2 protein-coding genes are annotated in these 2,119 nt (G+C 70.3%); both read left to right on the forward strand.

Features of this window, described 5'->3' with window-relative positions:
* Window positions 1-1,530 (forward strand): phosphomethylpyrimidine synthase ThiC (thiC, locus tag B8460_RS05470; RefSeq protein WP_048860571.1); only part of this gene is annotated, 1,530 nt, incomplete at its 5' end.
* Window positions 1,531-1,542: 12 nt separating this feature from the next.
* Window positions 1,543-2,119 (forward strand): FAD-dependent oxidoreductase (locus tag B8460_RS05475; protein WP_048860572.1); only part of this gene is annotated, 577 nt, incomplete at its 3' end.

Genomic DNA, 2,119 nt, shown 5'->3' on the forward strand with positions numbered 1-2,119 from the left:
GGCGAGCGGCTGGTGCCGCCCTGCCCGGCGGTGCGGACGGTATGGGCGGGCCGCCCCGGCACGCCGGTGACGCAGCTGGAATACGCGCGCGCCGGGATCATCACCGACGAAATGATCTATGTCGCCCACCGCGAGAATCTCGGCCGTGCCGCCATGGCCGAGGGGGCGGAGGCACGGCGTGCCGACGGCGAGGATTTCGGCGCCGCGCTGCCCGCCTTCGTCACGCCCGAGTTCGTGCGCAGCGAGATTGCCGCCGGCCGCGCGATCATCCCGGCGAACATTAACCACCCGGAGCTGGAGCCGGTCATCATCGGGCGCAACTTCCTGGTGAAGATCAACGCCAATATCGGCAACTCCGCCGTCACTTCCGGCGCCGCGGAGGAGGTGGAGAAGCTCGTCTGGGCGATCCGCTGGGGCGCGGATACCGTGATGGACCTCTCGACGGGCCGCAACATCCACAACATACGCGGCTGGATCCTGCGCAACGCGCCGGTGCCGATCGGCACGGTGCCGATCTATCAGGCACTGGAGAAGGTTGACGGCGAGGTCGAAAAGCTGAGCTGGGACGTGTTCCGCGACACGCTGATCGAACAGGCGGAACAGGGCGTGGACTACTTCACCATCCATGCCGGCGTGCGCCTCGGCTACGTGCCGCTGACGGCGAAGCGGGTGACCGGCATCGTCTCGCGCGGCGGCTCGATCATGGCGCGCTGGTGCCTCGCGCATCACCGCGAGAGCTTCCTGTACGAGCATTTCGCCGACATCTGCGAGATCATGCGCCGCTACGACGTGTCGTTCTCGCTCGGCGACGGGCTGCGGCCCGGCTCGATCGCGGATGCCAACGACGCCGCGCAGTTCGCCGAGCTGGAGACGTTGGGCGAGCTGACCCGTATCGCCTGGGACCACGGCTGCCAGGTGATGATCGAGGGGCCGGGCCATGTCGCCATGCACAAGATCAAGGCCAACATGGACAAGCAGCTCGCCACCTGCGGCGAGGCGCCGTTCTACACGCTCGGCCCGCTGACGACCGACATCGCCCCCGGCTATGACCACATCACCAGCGCGATCGGCGCGGCCATGATCGGCTGGTTCGGCACCGCCATGCTCTGCTACGTCACGCCGAAGGAGCATCTCGGCCTGCCCAACCGCGACGACGTCAAGATCGGCGTCATCACCTACCGCATCGCCGCGCACGCGGCCGACCTCGCCAAGGGGCATCCCTCCGCAAGGCTGCGCGACGATGCCGTCTCGCGTGCGCGCTTCGAGTTCCGATGGGAGGATCAGTTCAACCTCTCGCTCGATCCCGACACGGCGCGTGCCTTCCACGACGAGACCTTGCCCAAGGAAGCGCACAAGGTCGCGCATTTCTGTTCCATGTGCGGGCCGAAATTCTGCTCCATGCGCATCACGCAGGATCTGCGGGCCGAGGCGGAGCGGATGGCGGCGATGGACGCCAAGAGCGCCGAGTTCAAGGCGGCGGGCGGCGCGCTCTACGTGGCGCAGCCGGATGCCCGTCCGGCTGCGGAGTAGGGACGCGGTGCCATGACCGTGCGTCGCGTCGCCATCATCGGCGGCGGGGTGATCGGGCTGGCGATCGCCCGCGCCCTGGCGCGCGACGGCCATGTCGTGGATGTCTTCGAGCGCGACGTGGCCGGCGCGGGCGCCACACGGGCGGCGGCGGGGATGCTCGCCGCGGGCATGGAGGCGGAGCCGGGCGAGCAGACGCTGCACGCGCTGTGCCGGCGGAGCCAGCTTCTCTGGCCGGATTTCGCGGCGGAGATCGCGCGGGAGTCGGGGCTGCCGGTCGGCCTGCGGACCGAGGGGACGCTGCAGGTCGCGCTGACGCAGGACGACGCGGCGCGGCTGCGCTTTCTCGCGGACTACCAGCATGGCCTCGGCGTGATGCTCGACTGGCTCACCCCGGCCGAGGCGCGGCGGCGCGAGCCGCATCTCGGCGCACGCCTCGCCGGCGCGCTGTTCTGCGCCGAGGATCATCAGGTCGACCCGCGCTTCCTGGTGCCGGCGCTGCGGGCCGCGGTCCTGGCCGCGGGCGTGCGGCTGCACGAGGGGGTGACGGTCGACGCGCTGCTGACGGCGGGGGGCGCGGCTTCGGGCGTGT

It is taken from the genome of Acidisphaera rubrifaciens HS-AP3 (genome assembly GCF_000964365.1).
Classification (GTDB): Bacteria; Pseudomonadota; Alphaproteobacteria; order Acetobacterales; family Acetobacteraceae; genus Acidisphaera; species Acidisphaera rubrifaciens.